The organism is Pararobbsia alpina, from assembly GCF_902859895.1.
Lineage (GTDB): Bacteria > Pseudomonadota > Gammaproteobacteria > Burkholderiales > Burkholderiaceae > Pararobbsia > Pararobbsia alpina.
Window position 1 is genome coordinate 1 of the sequence record NZ_CADIKM010000048.1, and the last position, 20,919, is coordinate 20,919.

Here is a 20,919-nt window from a genome sequence, read left to right on the forward strand (position 1 = left end):
TACTTCACCTTCGACTTGCTCACCGTCTGCTCAGGCCCGTCCCACCGGCCTCACAGCGCACCCGACTGCCGCACCAACCTCCCTTCCACCCCCACCGTTTTTGCTACCCGGTGAAGCTCGTCTTGCAACGAGGAGGCGAATATTAGCCCTCCTCTTCGCATATGACAAGCAGATGTACGGATTTATTTTTTCCGCCTCGCGATATATCGCTATATTGAGCATCCCACGGGTTTCCCCTAGCCCTTCTCTTTCCTTACGACTCGCGTTTTCCGATGGTCTCGACAGTCCTTGTCATATTGCCAATCTTCGCGCTGATCTTTGCGGGCTTCGCGTGCCGCAAGCTTGGCGTACTGGGGCCACGTTCGTCGCCCGAGCTCAATCGCTTCGTTGTTTACCTCGCCTTGCCCGCCTTGCTGTTCGACATCATGGCCCACACGACCCGGCGGGAGCTTTATCAGCCAGCCTTCGTCGCCGTGTTCGGACTGGGCTGCCTGATCGTGTTCGGGCTGACGGTCGCGCTGCGCCGCCGCGGCGCACGTCATCTTGCGGATGCGAGTATCGACAGCCTCAATGCCGCCTACGCGAATACAGGCTTCATCGGCTTCCCGCTCAGCCTGCTGGTGTTCGGGCATGCAAGCCTGAGTGCGGTGACGATCGCCACGATTCTCACGGTCTGTGTGCTGTTCGCGCTTGCGATCATCCTCATCGAATCGGCGTTGCAGGCTGAACGACGGCCGGCCCATCTTCTTTGGAAAGTCGGCCGGTCACTGTTGCGTAACCCGCTGCTTGTCGCTCCGGTGCTTGGCACGTTGTTCGCCGCATCGGGCGCGCAGATGCCAGCAAGCATCGAAACATTCTTCAAACTGCTGGGAGGGGCCGCGAGCCCCTGCGCACTGGTGGCGCTCGGGCTTTTCATCGCCGAGAAACGCGAGTCGGCGCAGGTCCCGGACTCTTCATCGTGGCTGCTCGTTGGTCTCAAGCTGATCGTTCATCCGGCCGTGACCTGGGTACTCGCGTTCAAGGTCTTCTCCTTGCCGCCGGCGCTCGGCCATCTGGCCGTCGTGCTGGCCGCTTTGCCGACCGGCACGGGACCATTCATGCTTGCCGAGTTCTATCAGCGAGAAGCGGTTGTCACGTCGCGCACGATCCTCGTCTCGACGATCGGCTCGATATTCACCCTGACGCTTTACCTGTATTTCACCGGAACTCATGTCTTGTGACGCCGGCCGCGCCGGACGCCCCGGCTCGATCCACGCTTCAAATCCCGATTAGATACCCGATCCGATGTGAAACGATGACCGATACGCATCGAAACACACCCTCTGCGCCCGACCTCCAGCCGACGGCATGATGAGCGCAATGCGGATCTCAACAAGGAACCGAAATGTCCATCAACGACACGTCCACCGGTGAGATGTCCAGCGGGCACGATGCCGGGAGCACGGTGCTCGCGCTCGAAGCCGCTGAACGGCAGGCCCCGGCCGACCCTGCAATCCAGCAGTCGTTGAGCATTGCGTATGCGTCTTGCGGCGATCACCTCAAAGCCGCCGCCGCACGCATCGCCAGCCTCGCGCTCACCGAACGCGCACCGCTGTCGCTATACAACCTCGCGACAGCCTACATGATGAAAGGCCAATTGGCCGAAGCCGAGAAGTGGTTCCGCGTGGCCCTGTTGCTCGATCCTGACTTGCCGCTCGCCCACCAGAATCTCGCCTCGATTCTCCGCGAGAACGGCGACATCGCAGGTGCCGCCGAGCATCTGAAGCGCGCCTACACAAAGCAAGCCGTGTTTGTCGAACCCGCCCGCACACCGGTCGCGAGGGTGCTGCTCACCTGCGCCGCCGGCATCGGCAATGTGCCGGTGACGCACTTGCTGCCCCAGGACCGCTTCACGCAGGTGCGCTGCTTCGTCGAATACATCGGCGATGAAGACCTAGCCGCGCTGCCCGACTACGATCTAATCTTCAACGCGATCGGCGACCCGGACATCGTGTCCGATGACGATACCAGGCTTCACGCGGTACTCATGCACAAGGACCGGCCGCTGCTCAACGGCCCTGATCGCGTCGCCGCGAACCGGCGGGATCGGCTGCCCTCCTTGCTCGCCGGTATCGACAATGTAGTGGTGCCCGCGGTCCAGCGCATCGAGCTCAGACAGCGCGGCGCACATGCACTGGCTGACGAGATCGATGCCGGCGGCCTTGCCTATCCACTCGTCCTGCGCCCGAGCGCATCGCATGGCGGTGAAGGCGTCCTGCTCGCTACCGGGCGTGAGATTGTCGAAGCATCCCCACTGGGTTCGGTCGACGCCGCCTATGCGACAGCGTTCCATGACTATCGCGCAGCCGACGGCCACTTTCGCAAATACCGGATGATCTTCGTCGACCGCGAGCCCTTCCCCTATCACCTGGCGCTCTCAAAACACTGGCTGGTCCATTATTTTTCTGCCAGCATGCGCGACGCGCCTTGGAAACGCGACGAAGAACGGCATTTTCTCGAAGACCCCGCAACCGTGCTCGGGCCGTCCGCGCTCGAGGCCATTCGGGTGATCGGCCGGCGCCTCGATCTCGATTACGGCGGCATCGATTTTTCATTGCTGCCCGATGGTCGGGTGCTGGTCTTCGAGGCCAACGCGACGATGCTCGTTCATCCGGAACCCGAGGGTAGCGAACTCGCGCACAAGAACGTTCAGGTTCGCGCCATCGTGGCGGCGTTCGAACGAATGCTCGTGGCGCGACTTCCCCGCGCATAGGGTCCAGGCGCTCAAGCCTATGCTATTGGCGAACGCAATTTGCGCAGGCTCCCGACGGTTTCCATTCACACTTCACTTCAACAACACGACAATGAAATTCAAAGTGATCTCCCGTCTAGCCGGTCCATCCCACACCCAATCGAGCCACGCGACTGATGCTGCCTCACGAGCGGCGGCACCGTCAGCCTACCCGGCCCCGCTCGTTCGCAAGCTCGGCGCTCTGATGGCGTGGCCCCTGGCCTGCACGCTTTTCGCGGCCTCGTTGAACGCGTCGGCCGCCACTGCCGAATCGAAACCCGCTCCCGCCGACACCGGCCATCGCGCAGTCAAGGTGATGATCATCTCGATGTTCGCGCCCGAAGGTCAGGTCTGGATCGACAAGCTCAAGCTGACGGACGCGGTCCGCGTGCCGGGCCTGTCGCCCGACTATCCGGCGGTTCATTGCAATGCGTCCGACGTCTGCCAGATCACGACCGGAATGGGACATGCAAACGCGGCCGCATCCGTTGCGGCGCTGGTCTATTCCCATCGTTTCGATTTACGGCAGACCTACTTCCTGGTCGCAGGCATTGCGGGGATCGATCCGCAACAGGGCACGATCGGCTCCGCTGCGTGGGCACGCTATCTGGTCGACTTCGGCATCCAGTGGGAACTCGACGCACGCGAGGCACCGGCCGGCTGGAAGTCTGGTTTTCTCGGTATCAATACCAAGAGCCCCGAGGAAAAACCGCCACTCGACTATCGGACTGAAGTGTTTCACCTCAACGACAAGCTCGTCGACCAGGCGTTCGCGATCTCGAAGGGCGCTGCGCTCGCGGACAGCCCCGAAGCCGCCGCCGCCCGCGCGAAGTTCAGCTATGCACCCGCGAACCAGCCGCCGGCCGTGATCCAGTGCGACACGCTCGGAGGCGACACCTGGTGGTCCGGCACGAAAATCGGTCAACGGGCACGCGACTGGACCAAGCTGTTGACTGACGGCAAAGGTACCTACTGCACGACCCAGCAGGAAGACAACGCGACATACGAAGTGCTCAAGCGAGCCCAGGCCGCGGGCCTGACCGATCTCTCGCGCGTGGCCGTGCTGCGCACCGGTTCGGACTTCGATCGCCCCTACCAAGGCGAGAGCGACGCGGACAATCTGCTGAATTACCAGGCGCAAGGCGGCTTCGGCCCCGCGGTCGAGAACCTCTACCGCGCGGGCGAACCGCTCGTATCGGCGATCTCGGGCCATTGGTCCCACTGGAAGAACGGGGTGCCTGAAAGCACCACGCCCTGATCAGGCCACCTGCGCCGCCGGAAACCGAAGTTCGAACCGGACCACACCGGATTTCGGACATGAAACTTCGGCGGTGCCCCCGTGCAGCGTCATGATGGCGCGCACGATCGACAGACCCAGCCCGTTCGATTCCGTAAAGCGGCTACGCGCCACATCGCCGCGATAGAAGCGATCGAACAGTCGCGCGAGCTGGTCCGATGGAATGGCCTCGCCGTCGTTTTCGACGACGATGGCCGCTCCTCGCGCATCCTGCTCGCCGAACATGCGCACGACCGAATTGGCGCGTGCGTAGCGCACGGCGTTGACGACCAGGTTATTGACCGCACGCCGGCACAGCACCGGATTGACCCAAGCCACCCCGGCGGCCTTGACATTGAACGTGAGACCACGCTCGTCGGCCGGCCCTTCGAAATATTCAGCGATCTTGTTGAGCTCGTCGCCGAGCGCGATATCCGAGCGCTCGATCACGAGTGCCGCATGTTCGGCATGCGCGAGAAACAGAATATTCTCGGCGATCGTTTTGAGCCGGTTCAATTCCTCGAGGTTCGATTCGAGCACGGCCTGGTATTCGTCGACATTGCGTGTCTGGCCAAGCGTGACTTGCGTCGTGCCGATCAAGGCACCGACGGGCGTACGGATCTCATGCGCGAGATCGGCCGAGAACTGTGAGAGCCGCTCATACCCATCGGCAAGCCGGTCGAGCATCGCATTGAACGATCGGGTCATCAACCGCAGTTCGGGCGGCGCGTCTTGCTCGCTGAGCCGGATCGACAGATTGGCCGGGCTGATCTCGGCCGCGCGCTCGGCGATATGACGAACCGGTCGCAAGCCCCGGCTGATCACCAGATAACCCAGCACGGTCGAGGCGAGCACCGCGACGAAGATCGACAGGAGAATGCGCGCACGATAGACGGCGAGCATCTGCACTTCGCGCATCAGCGGGTGCGCGGCCACGACTTCGACCGCATCGCCGCTTTCCGTCGCCTTGGCCGTTGCGAGCACCCATTCGACCGGCGTGCCATCGGGCAGCACAATCCGATGGACATCCTGCCGGGTCAGCGGGACGCCGAACGGCACGACGGGCAGCGTCGGCACCGGCAGGTTGGCTGGATTCACATGAATGAACGGGGCCTCGCCAGGCCGGCGGAACAGCAACACATCCTCTTCCGCGCCCAGCATCGTCTCGAACAGCAGCGGCCGCTGCTCGAGTTCGCTGACGGTGTACACATTGTCGACGAGCCGCCGGAAGTGATCGACCCGTCCGATGAGCTGGGTGTCCGTGCGGAGTTCGAGGGCCACCCTCGCCGACTGATAGAAATACATGCCGAGCACGCCCATGACGACGAGCGCGACCAAGCCGAACAGCAGCGTCGTGCGCGTGGTCAACGACAGCGATCGCCAGAGCTTCATGCGCCGTCACCGAATGTGTAGCCGATACTGCGCACCGTGTGGATCAACTTCTTTTCGAAGGGCTGGTCGACCTTTGCGCGCAGCCGCTTGACCGCGACGTCAACGACATTGGTGTCGCTGTCGAAATTCATGTCCCAGACCTCGGACGCGATCTGCATGCGCGACAAGGCTTCGCCCTGCCGCTTGACGAGCAGGTGCAGCAACATGAATTCCTTGTTCGTGAGCACGATATCGACGCCTTGCCGCGTCACTTTCCGCCGCAGCACATCAAGCTTGAGATCGGCGAACTCGAAAAAGTCCGCTTCGCGAACGACGCCGCGGCGCAACAGCATGCGTACGCGCAGCACGAGTTCGGTAAACGAAAACGGCTTGACCAGATAGTCGTCGGCGCCGAGCTGCAGACCATGAATCCGGTCGTTCACATGATCGCGCGCGGTCAGGAAAATCACCGGCAAATCACGCTTCGCACGCAGCGCACGCATGACTTCCCAGCCATCGAGCCCCGGCAGCATCACATCGAGAATCACCAGTTCATACGGATGCTCGAGCGCCATATGCAGGCCGTCGGTGCCCGTGCGGGCGAGGTCGACCACATACCCGCTCTCTTTTAGGCCTTTTTTCAGGTAGTCGCCCGTCTTCGGATCATCTTCGATGACAAGAATGCTCATGGCCCGCCCCGGTTCAACCTGCGTTTGCTCGTCACGGCACTGCTCCACATTTGCTCTGTCCATCCCAATACCCATCCATTTTGGCGCATTTTTGCGCACTTTTCACACTGCATTCTAGTTCGCCCAAAACCGGATTTCGGTGACGTTTTTGTCACTCTTGGGTCATGTGCGCGACCCATCTGCACGCCTAGTCTGCTGGTAGTACACCCACCAGAGGAGTCACGATGCACACTGTTCCAAAGCGATTTATCCGCACGCTGCTCGTTCCGGCGCTGTTCGCCGCCACCACGCTGGCCGGCGTCCAGTACGCCCAGGCGCAAGCGCCGGTTCAGCCGACCGGCGTTCGCGGCACCGTCGTCACGCTGAATGCCAACACCTTGAAGGTTCACTCGAATGCCGGTCAGGATATCGACGTCAAGCTCGCCCCGGACACGCCGATCCGCGGCGTGACTCTTGCGAACATCACTGACATCAAGCCGGGCAGCTACGTGGGCTCGGCGGCCATTGCGCAGGCGGATGGCACGCTCAAGGCGCTCGAAGTCCATGTCTTCCCAGCCAGCATGGTCGGCAGCGGTGAAGGCCATCGCCCATGGGACCTTGGCCAGAACAGCTCGATGACCAACGGCACGGTCGGCGACCTCGTCGTCTCCAATGGCCGCACGATCACCGTGAAGTACAAGAACGGCGAGAAGAAGATCGTAGTGCCCGAGGACGTGCCGGTGGTCAACCTGGAAGCAGGCGACCGTTCGCTGCTCGTGCCGGGTGCGCACGTCGTGCTATTCGCGAAGAAGGGACCGGATGGTGCCTTGTCGGCGCTGTTCATCTCAGCCGGCGAAAAGGGCATCACGCCGCCGATGTAAAGCGATGCCGCCGCGGCGCCTGACAGGCCGCGGCGGGCTGTTGAACTGTGTGTTCGACCGGATCGATCCCCATGACCTTCCATCCCGGGCTACCCGCCCCCGCTCCTCGCAAGACAGTCATTCACCCGCTCGTGGTGCGCGCGGCCCACTGGATCAACGCGTTCGCGATCGTCTGCATGGTGATGAGCGGCTGGGCGATTTACAACGCCTCGCCGATGTTCCCGTTCAGCTTCCCGACGTGGGCCACGGTCGGCGGCTGGCTCGGCGGCTCGATCGCCTGGCATTTCGCGGCGATGTGGCTGCTTGCCGCGAACGGCGTGCTCTATATCAGTTACGGGATCGCCAGCGGCCATTTCCGCCGGCATTTCCTGCCGCTGCACCTGCGCGACGTCGTGCGCGATGCAGCGCTTGCCGCGAGCTTCCGGTTGCCGCATCGGCCCGGGGTATACAACGCCGTCCAGCGCCTGCTCTATACCGGCGTGCTGCTGCTCGGCGTGCTGATCGTCGCATCGGGACTGTCGATCTGGAAACCCGTGCAGTTCTTCTGGCTGACCGACCTGTTCGGTGGCTTCGATTTTGCGCGGCGGGTGCATTTCGCCGCGATGTCGGGAATCGTCGGCTTCGTCGTGGTCCATCTCGCGCTGGTCGTATTGGTGCCGAGCACGCTGCTGCCGATGTTCACCGGACGCGCGAAGACCGCTTCCCATGGAGACACGCAAGCATGAACCGCCCGACCGACTCCCGCAGGATCTTGCGGCTCGAGGAGGCCGCGCCCCCCGACGCAGGCCCGGAATCGGCGCGCGGATCGATGGTGACGCCGATTCCGGCGCCGGCAAGAAAGCCCGAACGCATCGACGCAGCCGATTTCAAGCCCGCACTCGCCCGCCTTCAGCGGCGGCTGTTTCTGCGCTCGAGCCTGTCGATCGGTGCGCTGTCGATGTTGTCAGGCTGCACATTGCAGGACGGCGATACCGTCGACAAGGTGCTCTGGGCGATGTCCCACTGGAACGACCGCGTGCAGGGGTGGCTCTTCAACCGCAACCGCCTGGCGCCGACCTATTCGGCCAGCCAGATCACGACGCCCTTTCCGTTCAACGCGTTCTATCAGGAATTCGACGCGCCGCAAATCGACGGATCGACCTATCAACTCCAAGTCTCGGGCCTCGTGCGCGACAAGCGTCCGTGGAATCTCGCCGCGTTGCGCGCATTGCCGCAGACCGGCCAGATCACCCGGCACATCTGTATCGAAGGCTGGAGTGCGATCGGCGACTGGCGCGGCGTGACGTTCCGGACCTTTCTCGAGCGCATCGGCGCCGATACGACAGCACGCTATGTCGGCTTCAAATGCGCGGACCGCTACTACTCGAGCCTCGACATGGCGACCGCGCTGCATCCGCAGACCCTGCTCACGCTCGATTTCGGCAAGGACCCGCTGCCCGCCAAATATGGCTATCCGCTGAAACTGCGTGTGCCCACCAAGCTCGGCTTCAAGAACCCGAAGCATATCGCCGCGATCTTCGTCACCAATACCTACCCTGGCGGGTATTGGGAGGATCAAGGCTACAACTGGTATAGCGGCCTCTAGAACATGGCAACGATTCAGTCTTGGACCCTACTTGGTAGAAGCAGAACCGGCCTCTCGCATGGACCGGGGACGACTACGCCCGAAGTCTGTGCAGCCGAACAAAGGACATCATCATGAAACGCTCGACTTCCCTGTTCCTACGCCCCGCGAATTTCGCGGCATGGCGCTCGATGGCCTTGGGTGCCCTGATTGCCGGCGGCCTGCTTGCCTGGCACAGCCCTGCACACTCGGAAGGCGCGGTCGCCATTCCGGCACCCGCGGTCGATGAACCGGCCTCGGGCTCGCATCAGGAAACCGCAGTCCTGGCTGGCGGGTGCTTCTGGGGCGTGCAAGGCGTATTCGCGCATGTAAAGGGTGTGACGCTTGCGGTATCTGGCTATTCGGGCGGCAGCCGGGGTACGGCGCACTATGAGGAGGTCAGTGACGGCGATACCGGCCATGCCGAATCCGTGCAGATCACCTTCGATCCGACGCAGATCAGCTATGGCCGGCTTTTACAGATCTATTTCTCCGTCGTACAGGACCCGACCCAGCTTGATGCGCAGGGGCCCGATTCGGGCACGCAATATCGCTCGGCGATCTTTCCCGCGAACGACGCGCAGCGTCGTGTGGCGCAAAGCTATATTGCGCAACTCGACCACGCTCACGTGTTCAGCGGAACGATCGTTACCAAGGTGGAACCGTTCAAGGGTTTCTATCCGGCGGAGCACTACCACCAGGATTTCCTGACGCTGCATCCCGACCATCCGTACATCATCATCAACGACTTGCCGAAGGTCGAACACCTGAAGCAGATGTTCCCGGCGAACTACCGCGCGGAGCCGGCACTGGCGGCATCGAAAGGGGCGTGACGCTTGCCGGCGGGACGGGTCGACCGCGCCACGTTATCGGCCATCCCATGTTGCGTTTGAGCTCTCGATCGGAAGACTGAAGCTGAACGTGACGCCGCGGATCTCATTGCGCACGGCCCAAATGTGACCGGCGTGTGCTTCGATGATCGTTCGGCAGATCGCCAGCCCGACGCCCATGCCTGATTGCTTCGTGGTGAAGAATGGTTCGAATATCTTCTCGAAGTCGGCAAATCCTGTACCGTGATCCTCGACATCGATCACCACGCCTTCCCCGTCGCGACGCGAGCGGATCAATAGCAGCTTCGGCCGCTCCGTCGTTGCTGCCAATGCCTCGATCGCGTTACGAACGAGATTGACGAGCACCTGCTGGATCTGCACCGCGTCGGCCCGGATTTTCGGCACGTCTTCAGCCAGCGTCGTCTCGAGCGAAACCGCGTTTCGCTGAATATCATCAGCCATCAGCGTGCATACCTGAAGTATCAGTTTGTTGATATCAAGATCGACCATTTCAGGAGCCGTATGCTTGAAAAGTGCTCGAATGTGGCCTAGCACGTCCGCCGCGGCATTGCCGTCGCGCACGACGTACTCGGCGGAAAGCCTGGCTTCGTCAATGTTGGGCGGCTTTGCGGAGAGCCATCGCAGGCAAGCGCGCGCATGAGCGACTACCGCCTGCAATGGCTGACTGAGTTCATGGGCGATTGACGCGGACAATTCGGCCACCGCCGCGATCCGCGACGCTTGCGCAAGCTTCTCCTGAGCATCGCGCAATGCCTCCGCCAGTTTCGCGGTGTCGTCGATGTCGACTTCGAGGCCGAAGAACTGCATCACGCGCGCGTCGGCCGTTTCGCCGCGATGTGGCTCGCGAGCGGGATCCACTTCGAGCCTGGATAGCAGGTGTGGCTCGCTTGACCCAGGAGGCCGATCTGCTGCGAGCGAAGCGGTCGTTTCCTGCAAATGACTGCTGATTCTCGGTAGGTGGGCAAACACGGCAATATGTCTAAAAGTATCGGGCGGACGGATTCGATGAACGACCGTGCCGGCGCTGTGAATGCAACTGCTGCTCTACGGCGGGAGCCAGCACATGCAGTGCCATGCGGGTCGATGCGGCAGTCGAGTCTCTGGGGCGGAGGGGCGTATCATGTGCTGAGAATGTGCCGGTTCCGGAGAAAGTGGCCATGCGACAGCCATGGGCCAGCGTGTTGCCATTGTCCGGTCCGTGCTTCAATTCCCATCCGTTCTCAGCAGGGTCTCCCGGGGCGGCGTGGCGCAACATCCCCCTTTCGGGGGGTACGCGCCTGCACCGATGGGGGATGGGCAGCAGCCACACTCAACCGAGCGTGCCGGGCATCTCAATGCGGTGACCGAAAAATGCGTGTGATCGAAGAAGCGCCTACGCGAGAGAAGCGCCTTTTTCTCGCGACGAAAGTCCTTCCGCCGCGCCTGCCCACGGGTCTGATCGATCGTCCGCGGCTCGTTGGTTTGGCTGAGCCCGCCGAAGGCAAGCGGCTTACCGTAATCAAAGCTCCCGCCGGGTTCGGCAAGACTTCGCTGGCGCTCACCTGGCTCTACCGGCTGCGCGCACACGGCGCACAGGTGGCATGGCTGTCGCTCGACACCGGGGACGACGAACCGGCGCGCTTCCTCAATCTTGTAGCCCAAGCGTTGCGGCATGCCTGCGGCAATGTCGGCGCTGCAGCGATCAGCCTGACAGCCGGCGCCGCATTCGTCCCCGCGCAAGCGGTCGTTTCTACGCTGGTCAACGAGCTCGTCGACGTCGACGACGAGGTGTTTCTGTTTCTCGACGACTATCACTTGATCAAGCATCCAGCGGTCCACACAGCGATGTCGTTCTTCATCGCGCACGCACCGTCACACGTGCACATGGTCCTTTGCACTCGTACAGAGCCACCGCTGCCGCTCGCCAGGCTGCGGGCCGGGAACGATCTGCTGGAAATCGATGCGTCGGCGCTACGTTTCAACTTCGACGAAACACGAGACTTTATCGAGCAAGCATTGCCCGGACAGCTGCGCGCTTCGAGCATCAAAACGCTCTTTGCAACCACGGAAGGCTGGGCCGCTGCATTGCGTCTCTCGGTTTCAGCACTTTCGCACGAGGAATGCAGATCGGATTGGGAGCCGCGCCCGCCGTCCGGTACTTCGCGACCGTTCGCCGCCTACCTCGACGACATGCTCGAGCGTCTGCCCGTCGAAATGGTCGAGTTCATGCTGCATACATCGATCCTCGAGCGCCTGAACGCATCACTTTGCGAGGCGGTAACGGGCCTGCGAACGAGCCAGCGCATGCTGAACGAAATCGCCGCGGGCCAGTTGCTGTTGCAACCGCTCGACTGCGACGAACACTGGTTTCGCTATCACCATCTGATGGGCGAGTACCTGCGTCAGCGATTTGAAACACGGCACCCGGACAAGGTCGCGGCTCTGCATTGCCTCGCCTCCGAATGGTATGCCGAACACGAACTATGGACCGAGGCAGTCGAACATGCGATCGCAGGGAGGGCCACCGATAGGGCCGTTCGTCTGATGGAACGGTGTGCGATGGCCCTCGTCAAGAAGGGCGATCTGCTCACCGTGCTCGGCTGGCAAAGCAGGTTTCCCGAGAGCCTCATCGGTGCGCAGGCGAAGGTCACGCTGGCGATTGCCTGGGGCATGGCGCTCGCCATGCATTTCGACGAGGCGCTCGCGATACTCGGTGCACTAGAACACGATAGCGCGTGCGATACGTGTGTCCAGCCTGAAGACGTTCTCTGGGAGTGCCAGGCGATCCGCTCGGTCGTCGCGGCGCTGCAGGACGATTCTCAACGGGGGCTCGCTATCGCGCAGGCATGCCTCGAGCGGCCGTCTACGGATGTCTGGACGATCAACGTGCTATCCAACGTCGTGCGCTTCGGGCACTGGAAGGCGGGTAACCTCGGAGGTCTTTACGAAACATCATGGATTCCCTATTCGATCGAGCAAGACCAGCGCAACGTCTTTTCCTCGGTCTATCGGCTATGCCTGCTCGGTCATGCCGAGATGGAGCAGTTGCACCTTGCGCTTGCCGATCGGTATTTCACGGAGTCGATGCAGCTGGCCGAGCGCTACTCCGGTCCCGGATCGATTTCGGTCGCGCTTTGCGCACCGATGATCGGGCAGCTCCGGTATGAACAGGGCCGACTGGATGAAGCGGAAGCGATCGTTGCCGATTTGATGCCGGTTATCGATCTCGCTGTGTTGCTCGATAGCGTATTGATTGCCTATCGTCTCCTGGTCAGGATCGCCATGGCGCGCTCGAATGCGGCGCACGCATACGCGCTGCTCGACAGGGCGCAGGCCCTCGCGCATGCGCGTCGATGGGACAGGTTGACGGCCGCCGCCCTGGCCGAGCGCACCCGGCTCTATCTGACGGAAGGGAGAACGATCGAGGCGGCCGCGTGCGTCGCGCAACTGGGGCGGATGGCACATTCCGATTCCGACAACGCGTGTTCCGTGTCGCCGGAGATCGAGAACTACCATGCGTTTTCGGCAGCCTCCCTTGCAACAAGCGAGCACCGGACGCAACAGGCCGTTGAAATTCTGAGCGCAGCGCTGCAAAGCGTGGAGCACCGGCATGGCGATTTTTTGGCGTTACGTTTGCGTACGATGCTCGCACTCGTCTGGCTGAAGGCGAACGAACGAAGCCGCGCCGTAGAGATCTTCCTCGACGTCCTGAAGGTCGCCGCACCGGCAGGCATATACGAATCCATTCTCGACCTTGGAGCGGACGTCGGATTGCTGCTCCATGTCGTTCTCGAAGACGCACAGCACACTGCGCGCACGGACGAGTTGATGTCCTACGTCGCTCGCTTGCTCGACGGTTGGCGAATGCTCTATGAGACCGGCAGCGCGCCACAGCATCGGGAATCGCTCAGTGCGAGGGAACGCGAAATCGTCGGCTTGATCGCTCGAGGACAATCGAACAAGGAACTCGCGCGGGCCCTGGGGATTGGACCTGAAACCGTCAAATCCCACTTGAAGAGCATCTTCGTGAAGCTCAACGTCGAAAAGCGCGCTCAGGCAGTTGCGCGTGCGCAGGCGCTCGGTCTTTTGGACGCGGGCTAGATCACGCCTTGGGCAGGCGCTACGCAATCGTGTGGGCCCGAGTGTCGTCCAAAGGGTACCCAGAGATCGATTGCTGCGGCTACCTTGCCGGGCGTATCCGAATCTCCGTGTGCGAAGCGAGAGATCTTAAAACCCGATGGCGGCACGCCCTCAACGGGTCATGCGAGGCGCTCCGCGAATCAGCGTTCGGGCGCGCCCTTGAGCCGTTCGAGAAGCGTACTGATGAGGTCGATGGGCATCGGGAAGACGATGGTCGAGTTCTTGTCGCCAGCGATCGTGGTCAACGTCTGCAGATAGCGCAACTGCATGGCTTGCGGCGCCTGCGCCAGCATCTGCGCGGCCTGCAGCAGTTTCTCCGACGCCTGCAGTTCGCCTTCCGCGTGAATGATCTTCGCCCGACGTTCGCGCTCGGCTTCCGCCTGCCTTGCGATGGCGCGCACCATCGTCTCGTTCAGATCGACATCCTTGATCTCCACGTTCGATACCTTGATGCCCCACGCATCGGTCTGCGCGTCGAGTACCTTCTGGATGTCCGTGTTGAGGCGCTCGCGTTCCGCGAGAAGTTCGTCGAGTTCATGCTTGCCGAGAATCGCGCGCAAGGTGGTTTGCGACAACTGGCTGGTGGCGTCGAGAAAGCGCGCGACCTGGATCACGGCTTTCTCGGGATCGACCACGCGGAAGTAGACGACCGCGTTCACTTTCACCGACACGTTGTCGCGCGTGATCACGTCCTGCGGCGGCACGTCGAAGACCACGGTGCGCAAGTCCATCCTCACCACTTGCTGCACCGCAGGAATGATGAAGACCAGGCCGGGTCCCTTGACCTTCCAGAAGCGGCCAAGCATGAAGACGACGCCGCGTTCGTATTCACGGAAAATGCGGATCGCCGAAAATGCGATGAGAATGACAAGCGCCAGCAGGACACCGCTGAATCCGAAACTGAATCCGATCATCGTTGTTCTCCTTGTTGTGTTTCATCGAGCGGGGCGACGGTGAGGGTGAGCCCGTGGCGGCCGACGACGCGTACCCGCTCGCCGCGAGCGAGCAGTACGGGCGCTTCCGCGCTGCGCACGCGCCACCGTTCGCCATGTACGCGAGCCCAGCCACCGTCGGAGGTCGCAACGTCTTCCAGCATCTCGCCGATGCTGCCGAGCATGGCTTCAGGGCCGCTCACCACAGGCCGCCTGCGTGAGCGCAGCGCGAGACCCGAGACCGCGAAGACGAACAAGGCCGTGGCGACGCTCAGACCGACCACGAGCGCGACCGGGATGCCGTAGCCGGGGGCGTCGGTACGAAACAGCATGACCGCGCCGATGGCGAACGCGACGATGCCGCCGAAGCCGAGCGCGCCGAACGTCGGCAGGAACATTTCAGCGATGAGAAAGGCGATGCCGAGCAGGATCAAGCCCAGTCCGGCGAAGTCGACGGGCAGCAACTGCAAGGCGAACAAACCCACCATCAGGCTGATCGCGCCCGCCACACCCGGCAACGCCATGCCGGGATTCGCGAATTCGAAGATCACGCCGTACATGCCGATCGTGATGAGAATGAGCGCGACGCTTGGATCAGTGATGACCGCGAGAAAGCGGCTGCGCCAGTCCGGCTGGATCGTCACGGCGAGAGCGCCGGAAGTGGCCAGCACGTGGTCGCCCGTGATCGTGCGCACATGCCGGCCGTTCAGCTTCGCGAGGAGGTCGGGCAGGTCGGCGGCGGTGAGATCGATCACGTTCTGCGCCAGTGCCTCGTTTGCCGACAGGCTGAGCGCTTCGCGCACGGCGCGCTCGGCCCATTGCGCATTGCGCCCGCGCAACTGGGCGAGACCGCGGATGTAGGCCGCGGCGTCCTGGACTTGCTTGGCGGTTTCCGTGGACGCGGGTGTCGCCGAGGCGTCGGTTTTGCCTTTGCCGGGCGTGGCTGGCTCGGTCGCATCCGCGCCACCGACTCGGATCGGAGTCGCCGCGCCGAGATTGGTGCCCGGCGCCATGGCGGCGATGTGGCTTGCGTAGACGATGTACGTCCCGGCGCTGGCCGCACGGGCGCCTCCGGGTGCGATATATGCCGCGACGGGCACAGGTGAGGAGAGGATGGCCTTGATGATGAAACGCATCGAGAGATCGAGGCCGCCCGGGGTATCGATTTCGAGAACGGCTAGCTGGGCGCCTAGTTCGGCCGAATGGGACAGGGCGCGAACGACGAAATCGGCGCTCGCGGGTCCGATCGCGCCGCTCAGCGGAATGACCACGACGGCCGGACTTGCGCCCGCGGAGGCGTGCAGCACGAGCCCGACGAAAAACGCAATTGCGCCGCGTAACAAGCTTCCCACGGCGCCGGGGCGCTTGACCTCGGCAGCCGGACGAAGCAAAGGAGACGAATAGCGTTCCATCGCGGCGAAAGCGGCGTCCGCTTAACGTGATTAAAAAAATTACATTTACATGCTCATATTTGCATAGCTTAACCGGCCAGCAAGTTCACCATCAAAATCAGGTTGGACTTTCATGAATAGTATTTCATGAATAGTATGATCTCTTCCTCGCGCAAACTCCACGAGAAAACACCACGAGAGTCGCGTCGAGGTTACCTGGACGACGATCCGTTCCGTTGCAGCAGCCATTCTTGTCTCTGTGCATACGCACATGTCATGTACATTTCAGGCCATTTCAGGCGGTGGTCAAGTACCTACGGCAGACCACGCGATAGATAAGCCAAACACTACCGTTTGATTCCAAATTTATCACTGTCGCCTCTTTTCCCGTCCCCCTACCATTACTCCCATGGTGTCGGTAAGAAGCCTTAAACAGGTCCGATTACTCGACCTTCTTGTCTCGCATACGGCAATGGGGAATTGTTGTATTTCCGACCGACAGTTTATTTGGACTATTTCGAATAGCTGTCAGATGTCGAAAGAGAGACCTAACCAATTTTTCGCAACTCTGCTTTAACGAAGGAAAGTGAAATCATGACTGATCTGTCACGTAGAAAAATGCTGGTGGGCGCGGCGGCTTCAGCTGCTGCACTCGGTGTGGCCGCGACGGCCCAAGCCGCTTCGTTCGGCAATCCCGACCGCCCGCCTGAAGGCCAAGTCAACTCCGGGAGCCCGACCAGCAAGGACGATCCGGGCCCCCAAAATCCCACGCTAGCAAGCCAGTTCCCTTCGTTCCAGAATCCTCCCGCCACCGACATCAACGGCATGCCGCTGTTCTGGGCTTCGTTCAACAATGCGCACCGGCGTTATCAGAACGGCGGCTGGGCGCGCGAAGTCACGCAGGACGATTTTGCGATTTCGGAGGACATCTCGGGCGTCAATATGCGTCTTGCCGCGAACGGCATCCGCGAAATGCACTGGCACCAGCAAGCCGAGTGGGCGATCATGCTCGATGGCAAATGCCGGATCACTGTCCTGGACGAAATGGGCCGCCCGCAAGTGGCCGACGTGAAAACCGGCGACCTCTGGTACTTCCCCCCCGGCCTGCCGCACTCGCTGCAAGGACTCGGACCGACCGGCGCGGAATTCATGATCGCGTTCGACAACGGCCGCGCATCCGAATTCAACACGCTGCTGCTGACCGACTGGATCGCTCATACGCCGCCCGACATTCTGGCCGCGAACTTCGGCGTGCCAGCCGATGCGTTCAAGAACATTCCCCTCGACAATCTGTGGATCTTCCAGGGTGAAGATCCGGGCCCGCTCGCTGCCGACCAGCGCGCCGTTCGGTCGCCACTGGGCGCGCCCGATCACCCGTTCGTCTTCTCGCTCGGCGACATGACGCCGACGAAGCAGACCAAAGGCGGGATCGTGCAGATCGCAGACAGCCGCAACTTCAAGGCGTCGACCACCGTCGCAGCTGCGCTGGTCACGATCCATCCGGGCGGCATGCGCGAATTGCACTGGCATCCGAACGCGGATGAATGGCAGTACTACATCAAGGGCAAGGCCCGGATGACCGTGTTCGATACGGGCCCCAAGGCTGCCACCGCCGATTTCCAGGCCGGTGACGTCGGCTATGTGAAGAAGAGTCTCGGTCACTACGTGCAGAACACCGGCGACACTGACCTAATTTTCCTGGAACTATTCAAGGCCGACCATTTTGCCGAAGTTTCTCTGTCTGACTGGCTCGCGCATACGCCGCCGAAGATGGTGATGGAGCACCTGAACATCACCGCCGACGTTCTGGCGAAGTTTCCGAACAGCCGTCCCGACGTATTGCCGATCTAAGCGCATACGTGCCTTCGCCGCACGATCTCACTCTGCGGGGCGCGCGCATGCCCATGCATGTGCCCCGCAAGTGTCAGCGCGACGAAGGCGGCCACGTTCTGTCCGACCCAGCGTGAAACCCATACGATGCCTCCCATTCTCAGACTACTTCAGGCAGGCGTCGCACCCGTGGCTGGCGCGACGCAGCAAACCGAACTGGCCGCACGCGAATCGCTCGCGGGGCATCGCAAAGGAATCAAGTCGTTCCTGCCGTTCGTCGGACCGGCGGTGATCGCTTCGGTCGGCTATATGGATCCCGGCAATTTCGCGACCAATATCCAGGCGGGCTCCGCCACCGGATACATGTTGCTATGGGTCGTCGTGCTCGCAAGCCTCATCGCCATGCTGTTCCAGGCGATGTCGGCGAAGCTCGGTATCGTGACTGGCCGCAATCTCCCCGAGCTATGCGGGGATGAGTTCTCCAAGCCAGTCGTCTTCGGCATGTGGATCGCCTCGGAAGTCGCCGCGATGGCGACCGACGTCGCAGAATTCCTCGGTGGCGCGCTAGGCGTTTCCCTGTTGTTCCACGTTTCGCTGATCAGCGGAATGATCGTGACCGGCATCGTCACCTTCGCCATCCTGACGCTCGCCAAAGCCGGGTTCCGCCCGCTCGAACTCGTGATTGGTGCGCTAGTCGCGACGATCGGGCTGAGCTATATGTGCGAACTTGTGGTGGCGCCGTTGAACTGGCATGCCGCGCTGCTTGGCAGCGTCGTTCCGCAATTGCACGGCCGCACCGCCGTCACACTGGCGATCGGCATCATCGGCGCAACGATCATGCCGCATACGCTCTATTTGCACTCTGGCTTGACGCAGAACAGAACGCCCGCGCGCAACGACAATGAACGCCGCAGGCTGCTCCGATTCTCGAACCGCGAAGTGTTGATCGCACTCGGCCTGGCGGCCATCGTCAACATGGCGATGGTGATGATGTCGGCATCGGTCTTCGCCCGTTCGGGCATCGCGGATATTGGTGGTGCCTATCACACACTGGACCTATTGCTCGGCGCCGGCGCCGCCACCGTGTTCTTGATATCGCTGATGGCATCCGGGATGTCGAGTTCGGTGGTCGGCACGATGGCGGGCCAGATGATCATGCAAGGCTTTGTCCATTTCCGTGTGCCGGTCTGGCTGCGCCGCCTCGTGACGATCGCGCCGTCCTTCGTTATCGCGCTGCATTTCAATGTGATCAACGCGATGGTCATCAGTCAGGTCGTGCTGAGTTTCGTGCTGCCTCTGCCGATGATCGCGCTGGTGGTGCTGTCGTCGCGGCGCAGCGTGATGGGGGGATTTACCGCTAACAAGGTGACCGTGTACACCGCCATCGCCATGACCGTGCTGATCGTCGCACTGAACCTGGTGCTGATCGGGCAGGTAGTGGGTTGAGCTCGACCCTTACGTTGGGGTTGCTGCTCGCTTTTGAAAATGTGAAATCAAGGAGGTATTGACATGGGTTCCATCAGCATTTGGCATTGGGTGATTGTTTTGCTAATCGTGTCTCTGGTGTTCGGCACCAAGAAACTGCGATCCATCGGCGGCGATCTGGGCGGGGCGATCAAGGGGTTCAAGGACGGCGTGCGGGACGATGCGGACAGCGTCGCGCCCGTGGCCGATGCGCCGCTCGCTCCATCCGCGGTGCTCGACGCACCCGAGCGTTCCACTGAGTTCGCTGCGCGCACGGCGACCGCGGCCCATGACAGCCGATAGGCCCCGCCATCCAGTTATGCCGATACAAGAGAGATGCGCGCTTGCTGCCGGGAAGAACCAGGAAGCGAGCCTAAAGGGAATCGAGATTCGTGAGCTGCGCGATTTGCGTCGCGCCCTCGTCGATCAGAAAGAGCCTGAAGGCTTCCGCGACCGGCGCAAGCCGCTTCTCGGCACGATGCGCGATGCGCCATTGCCGCACGAGCGGGAAATCGACGACATCGAGCACGGCCAGCATGCCTGCGCGCCGTTCGAGACCGATCGTATAGGCGGACAGGAAGCTGATCCCCATACCGGCCATCACCGCCTGCTTGATCGTCTCGGTATTCGAGATCTCGATCGACTCGTCTCGTCTTACGAAACGGTCGATGGCACCCTGCTCCATCGCATCCCACGTATCCGAGCCTCTTTCCCGGATGATAAAACGCTCGCCCGAGAGTGCCGACATCGGAATACGCTTCTGGCCGACGAGCGGATGAGTCGGCGAAGCGACAATGACGAAGGGATGGTGCGCGAAGGTTGTGCTGACAATTCCGCAGTCGGCAGGCGTGCCGACCATCATGGCAAGGTCGATGCGATTGTCGTCGAGCTGCTTCAAAAGCGTCTCGCGATTTTCCACCGCGAGTTCGAGCTTGACGCCCTCGTTGCGTCGAAGGAATTCGGCCAGCAAGCCGGGAGCAAAATAGCCGCCCGCGCTGACCACACCGATGTTCAGACTCCCACCGGCGACGCCGCGCATTTGCGCTAGCGTCTCTTCGGCTTCGCGGAACCGGTCGATGATCGCGCGGCTGAACTGCAGCATCTCGTGGCCCGCCGGCGTGAGAAAGATTCGCTTCCCGAATTGTTCGAACAGGGGCACACCGGCATGTTCTTCGAGGTGTTTGATTTGCGTCGACACAGCCGGCGGCGACAGATTCAGCTCATCCGCCGCGCGCGCAAAGCTCAATCGGCGCGCGACCGTTTCAAAGGTCTTAAGCTGGCGTAGGGTTGCATTCTTCAAGATAGGTTCGCAAAAAACAGATCTGCCTGAGGCGCAAACGCGTCAGGTGCGATACCCAACACCCGGCATCAGGACACAAATAGCGCAGCCGTGTTTCACAGATTTCAGAGATTCTGCTCTCAGCTTACGATTTCATATCTTGGCGACATCGGAACGGGATCCACATCGCAGACCGATGATAGGGAGACGGAGATGACCGTAAACTGACTGGCGCATGACAATTTCTACATGTTACACGATGACTGGTTTGCGCATTGTTACGGGAAAGGGCCAGGATTTCTTGCCGTAGATCCAAGCTGTAGTAGGCAGACGTGCGCATACAATTCCCAACATGTACTTGAGAAAAGCAAGGGTAATCGAAGCGGAAGGATCATGTTTTTTTGCATCTTCGTGCGGACGACCCGCTGCATCCGCTCACGCGTGCCGGCTACGAAGGTGCATGACTCATTGAGCCAAGAAGAAA

18 protein-coding genes are annotated in these 20,919 nt (G+C 61.6%); 12 read left to right on the top strand and 6 right to left on the bottom strand.

Annotated features, from left to right (window positions below; translation table 11 throughout):
• The first annotated feature begins 272 nt into the window (after positions 1–272).
• The 3 genes from HV670_RS25360 (at position 273) to HV670_RS25370 (ending at position 4,028) form a co-directional block, all read left to right on the top strand.
• Positions 273–1,220: an AEC family transporter gene (locus HV670_RS25360; protein WP_175107759.1), complete on the top strand. Its 948-nt coding sequence runs from the start codon at positions 273–275 to the stop codon at positions 1,218–1,220.
• 164 nt (positions 1,221–1,384) lie between these two features.
• Positions 1,385–2,752 carry an ATP-grasp domain-containing protein gene (locus HV670_RS25365; RefSeq protein ID WP_175107760.1) on the top strand — a complete coding sequence of 456 codons (1,368 nt, stop codon included), beginning with the start codon at positions 1,385–1,387 and terminating at the stop codon, positions 2,750–2,752.
• A 223-nt stretch (positions 2,753–2,975) separates the two neighbouring features.
• Positions 2,976–4,028 carry a purine-nucleoside phosphorylase gene (locus HV670_RS25370; protein WP_175107761.1) on the top strand — a complete coding sequence of 351 codons (1,053 nt, stop codon included), beginning with the start codon at positions 2,976–2,978 and terminating at the stop codon, positions 4,026–4,028.
• On the opposite strand, the gene HV670_RS25375 is transcribed toward HV670_RS25370, so the two are convergent.
• Entirely contained in the window at positions 4,029–5,438 is a 1,410-nt protein-coding gene (locus HV670_RS25375) for a heavy metal sensor histidine kinase (protein WP_175107762.1), read from the bottom strand.
• Positions 5,435–6,106 (bottom strand): heavy metal response regulator transcription factor, encoded by a 672-nt coding sequence (locus HV670_RS25380; RefSeq protein ID WP_175107763.1) that lies wholly within the window; start codon positions 6,104–6,106, stop codon positions 5,435–5,437. Before HV670_RS25380 ends, HV670_RS25375 begins: the two co-directional genes overlap by 4 nt.
• A gap of 224 nt (positions 6,107–6,330) precedes the next feature.
• On the opposite strand from HV670_RS25380, the gene HV670_RS25385 reads away from it, so the two are divergent.
• From HV670_RS25385 to msrA, 4 genes are all read left to right on the top strand, one after another.
• Positions 6,331–6,966 (top strand): hypothetical protein, encoded by a 636-nt coding sequence (locus HV670_RS25385; protein WP_175107764.1) that lies wholly within the window; start codon positions 6,331–6,333, stop codon positions 6,964–6,966.
• A gap of 71 nt (positions 6,967–7,037) precedes the next feature.
• On the top strand, positions 7,038–7,691 hold the full coding sequence (locus HV670_RS25390; RefSeq protein ID WP_175107765.1) for a cytochrome b/b6 domain-containing protein: 654 nt from the start codon (positions 7,038–7,040) through the stop codon (positions 7,689–7,691).
• Between the two features lie 83 nt (positions 7,692–7,774).
• A complete protein-coding gene (locus HV670_RS25395; RefSeq protein ID WP_175107783.1) occupies positions 7,775–8,551 on the top strand; it encodes a molybdopterin-dependent oxidoreductase in 777 nt (258 codons plus the stop codon).
• A gap of 113 nt (positions 8,552–8,664) precedes the next feature.
• The gene (msrA, locus tag HV670_RS25400; RefSeq protein ID WP_175107766.1) at positions 8,665–9,402 is read left to right on the top strand and encodes a peptide-methionine (S)-S-oxide reductase MsrA; all 738 of its coding nucleotides are present in this window, start codon (positions 8,665–8,667) and stop codon (positions 9,400–9,402) included.
• A 33-nt stretch (positions 9,403–9,435) separates the two neighbouring features.
• Here the strand turns inward: msrA and HV670_RS25405 are convergent, their stop codons facing one another.
• On the bottom strand, positions 9,436–9,981 hold the full coding sequence (locus HV670_RS25405; protein ID WP_246257946.1) for a sensor histidine kinase: 546 nt from the start codon (positions 9,979–9,981) through the stop codon (positions 9,436–9,438).
• A 159-nt stretch (positions 9,982–10,140) separates the two neighbouring features.
• On the opposite strand from HV670_RS25405, the gene HV670_RS31295 reads away from it, so the two are divergent.
• Entirely contained in the window at positions 10,141–10,293 is a 153-nt protein-coding gene (locus HV670_RS31295) for a hypothetical protein (protein WP_246257947.1), read from the top strand.
• A 477-nt stretch (positions 10,294–10,770) separates the two neighbouring features.
• Positions 10,771–13,500, top strand: a complete 2,730-nt coding sequence (locus tag HV670_RS25410) for a winged helix-turn-helix domain-containing protein (protein ID WP_175107767.1) — start codon at positions 10,771–10,773, stop codon at positions 13,498–13,500.
• 179 nt (positions 13,501–13,679) lie between these two features.
• On the opposite strand, the gene HV670_RS25415 is transcribed toward HV670_RS25410, so the two are convergent.
• Both HV670_RS25415 and HV670_RS25420 read right to left on the bottom strand, forming a co-directional pair.
• Positions 13,680–14,453, bottom strand: a complete 774-nt coding sequence (locus tag HV670_RS25415; RefSeq protein WP_175107768.1) for a slipin family protein — start codon at positions 14,451–14,453, stop codon at positions 13,680–13,682.
• The gene (locus HV670_RS25420) at positions 14,450–15,883 is read right to left on the bottom strand and encodes an NfeD family protein (RefSeq protein ID WP_175107769.1); all 1,434 of its coding nucleotides are present in this window, start codon (positions 15,881–15,883) and stop codon (positions 14,450–14,452) included. The genes HV670_RS25415 and HV670_RS25420 overlap by 4 nt, the downstream gene beginning before the upstream one ends.
• 573 nt (positions 15,884–16,456) lie before the next feature.
• On the opposite strand from HV670_RS25420, the gene HV670_RS25425 reads away from it, so the two are divergent.
• The 3 genes from HV670_RS25425 (at position 16,457) to tatA (ending at position 19,459) form a co-directional block, all read left to right on the top strand.
• Positions 16,457–17,713 carry an oxalate decarboxylase family bicupin gene (locus tag HV670_RS25425; protein ID WP_175107770.1) on the top strand — a complete coding sequence of 419 codons (1,257 nt, stop codon included), beginning with the start codon at positions 16,457–16,459 and terminating at the stop codon, positions 17,711–17,713.
• Positions 17,714–17,839: 126 nt separating this feature from the next.
• The gene (locus HV670_RS25430; protein WP_175107771.1) at positions 17,840–19,138 is read left to right on the top strand and encodes an Nramp family divalent metal transporter; all 1,299 of its coding nucleotides are present in this window, start codon (positions 17,840–17,842) and stop codon (positions 19,136–19,138) included.
• Between the two features lie 63 nt (positions 19,139–19,201).
• On the top strand, positions 19,202–19,459 hold the full coding sequence (gene tatA, locus HV670_RS32080) for a Sec-independent protein translocase subunit TatA (RefSeq protein ID WP_175107772.1): 258 nt from the start codon (positions 19,202–19,204) through the stop codon (positions 19,457–19,459).
• Between the two features lie 70 nt (positions 19,460–19,529).
• Here the strand turns inward: tatA and HV670_RS25440 are convergent, their stop codons facing one another.
• Positions 19,530–20,456, bottom strand: a complete 927-nt coding sequence (locus tag HV670_RS25440; RefSeq protein ID WP_175107773.1) for a LysR family transcriptional regulator — start codon at positions 20,454–20,456, stop codon at positions 19,530–19,532.
• Positions 20,457–20,919: the final 463 nt, after the last annotated feature.

Excerpts from the sequence above, each read along its gene's own strand:
- msrA (WP_175107766.1), top strand. The coding sequence starts at position 8,665 with ATGAAACGCTCGACTTCCCTGTTCCTACGCCCCGCGAATTTCGCGGCA.
- HV670_RS25430 (WP_175107771.1), top strand. The coding sequence starts at position 17,840 with ATGCCTCCCATTCTCAGACTACTTCAGGCAGGCGTCGCACCCGTGGCT.
- HV670_RS25385 (WP_175107764.1), top strand. The coding sequence starts at position 6,331 with ATGCACACTGTTCCAAAGCGATTTATCCGCACGCTGCTCGTTCCGGCG.
- tatA (WP_175107772.1), top strand. The coding sequence starts at position 19,202 with ATGGGTTCCATCAGCATTTGGCATTGGGTGATTGTTTTGCTAATCGTG.
- HV670_RS25375 (WP_175107762.1), bottom strand. The coding sequence starts at position 5,438 with ATGAAGCTCTGGCGATCGCTGTCGTTGACCACGCGCACGACGCTGCTG.
- HV670_RS25420 (WP_175107769.1), bottom strand. The coding sequence starts at position 15,883 with ATGGAACGCTATTCGTCTCCTTTGCTTCGTCCGGCTGCCGAGGTCAAG.
- HV670_RS25380 (WP_175107763.1), bottom strand. The coding sequence starts at position 6,106 with ATGAGCATTCTTGTCATCGAAGATGATCCGAAGACGGGCGACTACCTG.
- HV670_RS25425 (WP_175107770.1), top strand. The coding sequence starts at position 16,457 with ATGACTGATCTGTCACGTAGAAAAATGCTGGTGGGCGCGGCGGCTTCA.
- HV670_RS25365 (WP_175107760.1), top strand. The coding sequence starts at position 1,385 with ATGTCCATCAACGACACGTCCACCGGTGAGATGTCCAGCGGGCACGAT.
- HV670_RS25395 (WP_175107783.1), top strand. The coding sequence starts at position 7,775 with ATGGTGACGCCGATTCCGGCGCCGGCAAGAAAGCCCGAACGCATCGAC.
- HV670_RS25360 (WP_175107759.1), top strand. The coding sequence starts at position 273 with ATGGTCTCGACAGTCCTTGTCATATTGCCAATCTTCGCGCTGATCTTT.
- HV670_RS25410 (WP_175107767.1), top strand. The coding sequence starts at position 10,771 with ATGCGTGTGATCGAAGAAGCGCCTACGCGAGAGAAGCGCCTTTTTCTC.
- HV670_RS25390 (WP_175107765.1), top strand. The coding sequence starts at position 7,038 with ATGACCTTCCATCCCGGGCTACCCGCCCCCGCTCCTCGCAAGACAGTC.
- HV670_RS25415 (WP_175107768.1), bottom strand. The coding sequence starts at position 14,453 with ATGATCGGATTCAGTTTCGGATTCAGCGGTGTCCTGCTGGCGCTTGTC.
- HV670_RS25370 (WP_175107761.1), top strand. The coding sequence starts at position 2,976 with ATGGCGTGGCCCCTGGCCTGCACGCTTTTCGCGGCCTCGTTGAACGCG.